The following is a 5,631-nucleotide window of genomic DNA, read 5'->3' on the forward strand; positions in this document are numbered from 1 at the left end:
GCGCTATTTCAAGCGGATGGTACGGTGAATATATCGGGTGCCAGTATGTCCTGTTCTGTTCGCCTCGCATCGTCATATACGGAATTGCTTAAAGACGTACAAATCCTACTTAGTAATTTCGGCATTTTCTGCCGTATAAAAAAACGCCGGGAATCTTCTGAGCGAATGTTGCCAGATGGTAAAGGTGGCATGAAGTTATATCTTTGCCAGTCAGACTACGAATTGATTATTGACGGCAGCTCAAGAGAGGTATTCATGTCGGAAATCGGTTTTATTGGCGATGCCAAAAACCAAAAATATCATAACTGGAAGAAAGATAAAAAACTTAATCAAACCCAAAAATACCAAAGCAAAATACTCGAAATAAGCTATGTTGGTAAAGAAGCAGTGTTTGATACCACGCAACACGACAATAATACTGTAATATTTAATGGTCTAGTAACAGGACAATGCGGCGAACAGCCATTACCCCCTTACGGTTCATGTTTGTTAGGTTCAATCAACCTTACCCGTTTTATCCAGCATCCGTTTAGTCGCCGCGCGTCTTTCGACTGGGATAGCTACCGTAAAACCATACGCATTTTTACCCGTATGCTCGATAACGTAGTTGAATTAAATGGTTTACCGTTAGCTCAGCAACGCGATGAAATCGTTAGCAAACGTCGTCATGGCATGGGTTATTTAGGCTTAGGTTCAACTATCACGATGCTAGGCATGAAATATGGCGATGCCGATTCACTAGAATTTACCGAAGAAGTCACGCAAGTTTTAGCCGTAGAAGGCTGGAAAGCTGCCTTAGCACTCGCCGAAGAAAAAAGGCCCGGCACCGATTTTACAGCAAAACTTCACCGTCACCGGCGAAAATGCTGCGCTTACGTCCAGAAATGGTAGACGATGGCTATCAAATTGGCGATGAGGTTCCCGGCCGTATCTTACATGCAAAATACAGCCGTTATATGCAGCAATTAGCGAACATCGAACCTGAATTAGTAGAGCAATTAGCCGAAAAAGGCGCTCGCTTTACCCATCACAGCTCTATTGCGCCTACCGGTACGATTTCATTATCGCTAGCCAATAACGCTAGCAACGGCATAGAACCCAGTTTCGCGCACCACTACTCGCGCAACATCATCCGTGCCGGTAAAAAATCTAAAGAAAAAGTCGATGTCTATTCTTACGAATTATTGGCATATCGGCATTTAATCAATCCTAAAGCCATGCCATACAGCGATGACCCTAAAGCACAATTACCGGATTATTTCATCGCCGCTGATGATGTAACGCCTAAACAACACGTAGACATACAAGCCGCCGCGCAAAAATGGATAGACTCGTCTATTTCCAAAACCGCTAACGTGCCTACGGATTACCCTTACGAAGACTTTAAATCGATTTACCAATACGCCTACCAGCAAGGCTTAAAAGGCTGCACCACCTTCCGCTTTAACCCAGAAGTGTTCCAAGGCGTGTTAGTCAAAGAATCAGACCTGGAAAACACGACGTATCAATTCACCTTAGAAGATGGCACGACGGTAGAGTTAAAAGGCAATGAAGAAGTCGAATACGACGGTGAATTACATAGCGCCGCTAACTTGTTTGACGCATTGAAAGAGGGGTATTACGGGAAGTTTTGATGGGGGATAACCCTAAATTGACTAACCATTATGGTTAAAAGGGAGTATAGTTTAATGGAATATGATCTAAATGCGGTGCGTGAAGCGGTGTTAAAACAACAAGTGAGTTACCGTGGCCGTAAGGTGTACAAAGATATAGCTAATCTCGGTTACACCTTAGACGATGTAACCGCCTGTCTTAGTTACTTGACAGCTAAGGATTACCGCAAAACGGAACGATATTCAGACGCAGTTTTTGATGTGTACATCAAAAAAACTGCAAACAAAAACGACCAGTCATTCGATAGAATTTTTATCAAGCTGCGCCTAATTGACGCAGAAAATATTGAAATCGTAGAGATTGGCTCGTTTCATTTGTAAAACTTATTCCTATTCATCGCCATTATGAATCACCAATGTCCCGAATGCCGCTCAACTGAGTTTGCTGTCCGTAGCGAAGCTGAACAATTTAAGCGAAAAGGCCAAGAATTTTGGGTTGAAGTGGACTATTCCGTATGCCAACACTGTGGTTACGAAGTGATATTTCCCGACCAAATCAAACGCAATGATTGCCGTCTGCGTGATGCGTGGCGAAAAATGGATGGTTTATTAACCGGCCAGGAGATTTTAGATTTAAGAAATCAACTCAACCTAACCCAACAAGATGCCGCTAAAATATTTGGCGGCGGTATCAACGCTTTTTCAAAATACGAACGCGGAGAAGTAATCCAAAGCGTGGCAATGGATAAATTAATGCGTATTGCTTTGGAATTTCCGCTAGCGTTCGACGCATTAAAGCGGCGTGATGTAGGAACCTCTAAATTGCCAAGTCATCAAGATTTTTGTTGAGGCTCCTTCCTTACCCCGCACTGAAATTGAAATAGTAAGAATTTTTATTTTTAGAATTTTAGAATTATGAGCTTATATAAAAACTCTGAATTAGTTGTTGGCCTGGTAGCTGCTGTAGGAACAAACCTAGCACCAATAGAAAGCTTTCTAAAAACTCATTTGCAACATTTTGAATATGAAACAAAAACAATCAGAATTTCTTCAGAGGTAATTTCGCCTCTATGCAATAAAGCCATTAACACTAGGGAGCAATATCAACGAATTAGTCAATTAATGGATTGTGGTAACGAAATACGAGAAAAAGCACAGGACAAAGGGATTCTTGCTAATGGTGTTTCTGCGAGAATATTTCAGAATAGGTCAGAAATTCCTAACGTCCAAGAAAGAGAGCCATCACCCAAAACAGCATTCATTATAAATTCATTAAAAACCCCAGAAGAAGTCCATAGGCTTCGCTATTTATATTCATCAGGATTTTACTTAATTGGTGTCTACTCAGAAGAGGAACGAAGGCTTAAATACTTATGTGAAGATCTTGAAATGAAAGAAGATGATGCAAAATCCTTAATAGAACGTGATAAAAATGAGAAACATCCTTTTGGTCAACAGACACGGGAAACATTTCATTTGGCGGATTTCTTTGTACATCTTGATTCTTCACAAGATAAAACTAAGTATGATCTTTGGCGTTTTGTAGATTTAATTTTCGGTCATCCTAATCTTACACCTACATTCGATGAGTTTAGCATGTTTATGGCTTTCTCATCAGCTCTAAGATCAGCCGACCTTTCAAGGCAAGTTGGTGCGGTAATTGCGAAAAATGGTGATTTGATCGCTTCCGGTGCTAACGATGTACCTAAGTTTGGAGGTGGTTTATATTGGCCTGATTATAATTCTGAAGGAAAGCTAACCGATGAGGATAATGGTCGAGACTATATGCGTGGATGCGATCAAAACGCAATAGAGAGAAAAAGTATAATAAGTGATATAGCAATACAAATTAAAAAAGACCTTAATCTTAATGAAGAGCAAGAAAGTAAAATTACCTCAATACTAAGTACGAGCAATATAAGATCTATCACCGAATATGGGCGTGCTGTTCATGCTGAAATGGAAGCAATTTTATCTTGTGCTAGAAGAAACGTAAGTACTAAATCTGCAACTCTGTTTAGCACTACTTTCCCATGTCATAACTGTGCAAAACACATTATAGCGGCAGGCATCGAACGCGTTGTATTCGTAGAACCATACCCTAAGAGCAAAGCATTTGACCTCCATAACGATGCTATTCATATTGGTTTAAAAAAAGATAATGAGAAAAAAGTTCGATTTGAACCATTTGTTGGCGTTGGTCCTAGAAGCTTCTTTACGCTATTTTCAACTGATGTTGGTCTCGCATATCCAATAAAAAGGAAGTCCAGTGATGGAACTGTAACTCAGTTTGATAGAAAAACTGCTAGCTTGCGCTCCCAGCTTCTTCCTGTTTCTTATTTAGAAAGAGAAATTGCTGCGATAGGAAAATTATCAGAGTCAATTGATAATCTTGACATAACAACACCATCAGATGAGCTTACTGGCCTTATCAAAAAACTTGGTGCACATGTTAAGCAATGGCCTAATTGGAAAAAAAATGTTCTTGGCACATTCTAACCCACAAACATACAGATATCTCTGTAATTTGTATAACACCTGAAATTAGCTAGATTAGCCCATCCCCCCTTACAAGTGTAGGTTTTTAAAAAAAGAAGAGTGAAACATGATGTTGTCGTAACATAGGATGTTTTATACGGGGAGGTAGCACCATGTCTCGTAATCCAGAGCTATACCAATGGGCCGAAACGATAGCCATGCGTTTTCCGTCGCTCAGCAAACCCCAGGCGTTTGGTTTGGCGTTATGGAGTTTTGGCATGATCCTCGCGCGTTCATGCAGTTTGACCGCCGTGGCCGATATGCTGGCACCGTTGTTAGGCCAATCCTTCAATACCGTGCGAGAGAGATTGCGCGATAGCTATCGAGAGACGGAGGCGAAGGCCGGGAAACACCGCACTGAACTCGATGTCACTTTGTGTTGGGCGCCTTGGCTCGCATGGATATTAGAGGGCTGGCAAGGAAAGCAACTGGCTATTGCTGCAGATGCGACCAGTTTAGGGCAACGTTTTGTGGTGCTGGTCATCAGTGTTGTCTATCGCGGCTGCGCCGTACCGGTCGCCTGGAAGGTCTTGAAGGCCAATGAGAAACACGCATGGAAACCGGAATGGCTGGCGTTGTTGAAGCAATTTAGAGGCCTTGTGCCTAACGGTTGGACGGTGATTGTGTTGGCAGACCGTGGCTTATACGCGAAATGGTTATTTGAAGCCATCGTAGAACTGAAATGGCATCCCTTTCTGCGCGTCAACACCCAAGGTTCATTTCGTCCCCAAGGTTGGTTTCATTGGCAGCCATTTTCCAAGCTCGTCCCCGCCAAGGGTAAGCGCTGGCAAGGCCAAGGAACCGCATTTACCGGTAAGAAAACACAGTTAGATTGCACCTTGTTGGGTTACTGGGGTGACGAATATAAAGACCCCTGGTTGGTCTTGACCGATTTACCACCTGAATGCGCGGATGCTTGTTGGTACGGTTTGAGGGCTTGGATAGAACAGGAGTTCAAACATAGCAAGCGAAGCGGTTGGCAATGGCAACATACGCGTATGGATGATCCTGAACGTGCCGGACGATTGTGGATGGCGATCGCTATATCGACCTAGTGGTTGTTGTCAGTCGGAGGTGAGGCGGAAGCTCAAACCGACACACCGTTAGATATTAAAGGACCTTCGGTTCCTGGTACGGTAAGGCGGCGCGGAAAACGCTGGCGGATAGTGGGTATTTTCCAACACGGTTGGTCTTTGATTATTGCGGCTTTGCTTAACCATCAGCTTCTTCCCGTCAAACCCGGACGACCTGAAGCATGGCCCATGTTGCCAGATAGCTACAAGACATCCTTAACTGCTTGCGTGATGGGAGGTTGTGAGTGAAAAAACCTACACTTGTAAGCATCCCCCCCCTCAATACTGTTGACTTAACATTAAACACAGTTCAATCTCTTTCAGCTTTAATACATAACCAATTGATATTTAAATATTTTTAATTTTAAGATGTTAGTACATATTGCTTAATTCAACAGCATTGTCCC

7 protein-coding genes are annotated in these 5,631 nt (G+C 42.5%); all 7 read left to right on the top strand.

Going from position 1 to position 5,631, the window contains the following annotated elements; translation table 11 throughout:
* Positions 1-891: ribonucleotide reductase barrel domain-containing protein (locus tag VZ94_RS31055; RefSeq protein ID WP_275575313.1), on the top strand; the 891-nt coding region annotated here is incomplete at its 5' end.
* Positions 864-1,634, top strand: coding sequence for a ribonucleotide reductase barrel domain-containing protein (locus VZ94_RS31060; protein ID WP_275575314.1), 771 nt, complete (start codon positions 864-866; stop codon positions 1,632-1,634). The genes VZ94_RS31055 and VZ94_RS31060, both read left to right, overlap by 28 nt.
* A gap of 54 nt (positions 1,635-1,688) precedes the next feature.
* Positions 1,689-1,994 carry a type II toxin-antitoxin system MqsR family toxin gene (locus VZ94_RS17335; protein ID WP_045780183.1) on the top strand — a complete coding sequence of 102 codons (306 nt, stop codon included), beginning with the start codon at positions 1,689-1,691 and terminating at the stop codon, positions 1,992-1,994.
* Positions 1,995-2,018: 24 nt separating this feature from the next.
* The gene (locus tag VZ94_RS17340; protein WP_052700696.1) at positions 2,019-2,462 is read left to right on the top strand and encodes a type II toxin-antitoxin system MqsA family antitoxin; all 444 of its coding nucleotides are present in this window, start codon (positions 2,019-2,021) and stop codon (positions 2,460-2,462) included.
* 66 nt (positions 2,463-2,528) lie between these two features.
* The gene (locus VZ94_RS17345; protein ID WP_082081774.1) at positions 2,529-4,112 is read left to right on the top strand and encodes an anti-phage dCTP deaminase; all 1,584 of its coding nucleotides are present in this window, start codon (positions 2,529-2,531) and stop codon (positions 4,110-4,112) included.
* A 152-nt stretch (positions 4,113-4,264) separates the two neighbouring features.
* Positions 4,265-5,206, top strand: coding sequence for a transposase (locus VZ94_RS17350; RefSeq protein ID WP_045780184.1), 942 nt, complete (start codon positions 4,265-4,267; stop codon positions 5,204-5,206).
* A 3-nt stretch (positions 5,207-5,209) separates the two neighbouring features.
* On the top strand, positions 5,210-5,473 hold the full coding sequence (locus VZ94_RS17355) for a hypothetical protein (protein ID WP_045780185.1): 264 nt from the start codon (positions 5,210-5,212) through the stop codon (positions 5,471-5,473).
* Positions 5,474-5,631: the final 158 nt, after the last annotated feature.

The sequence above is a fragment of the Methylocucumis oryzae genome, from assembly GCF_000963695.1.
Classification (GTDB): Bacteria; Pseudomonadota; Gammaproteobacteria; order Methylococcales; family Methylomonadaceae; genus Methylovulum; species Methylovulum oryzae.

Bases quoted from the DNA above. Each gene is read 5' to 3' on its own strand.
- VZ94_RS31060 (WP_275575314.1), top strand. From the start codon at position 864: ATGCTGCGCTTACGTCCAGAAATGGTAGACGATGGCTATCAAATTGGC.
- VZ94_RS17335 (WP_045780183.1), top strand. From the start codon at position 1,689: ATGGAATATGATCTAAATGCGGTGCGTGAAGCGGTGTTAAAACAACAA.
- VZ94_RS17340 (WP_052700696.1), top strand. From the start codon at position 2,019: ATGAATCACCAATGTCCCGAATGCCGCTCAACTGAGTTTGCTGTCCGT.
- VZ94_RS17345 (WP_082081774.1), top strand. From the start codon at position 2,529: ATGAGCTTATATAAAAACTCTGAATTAGTTGTTGGCCTGGTAGCTGCT.
- VZ94_RS17350 (WP_045780184.1), top strand. From the start codon at position 4,265: ATGTCTCGTAATCCAGAGCTATACCAATGGGCCGAAACGATAGCCATG.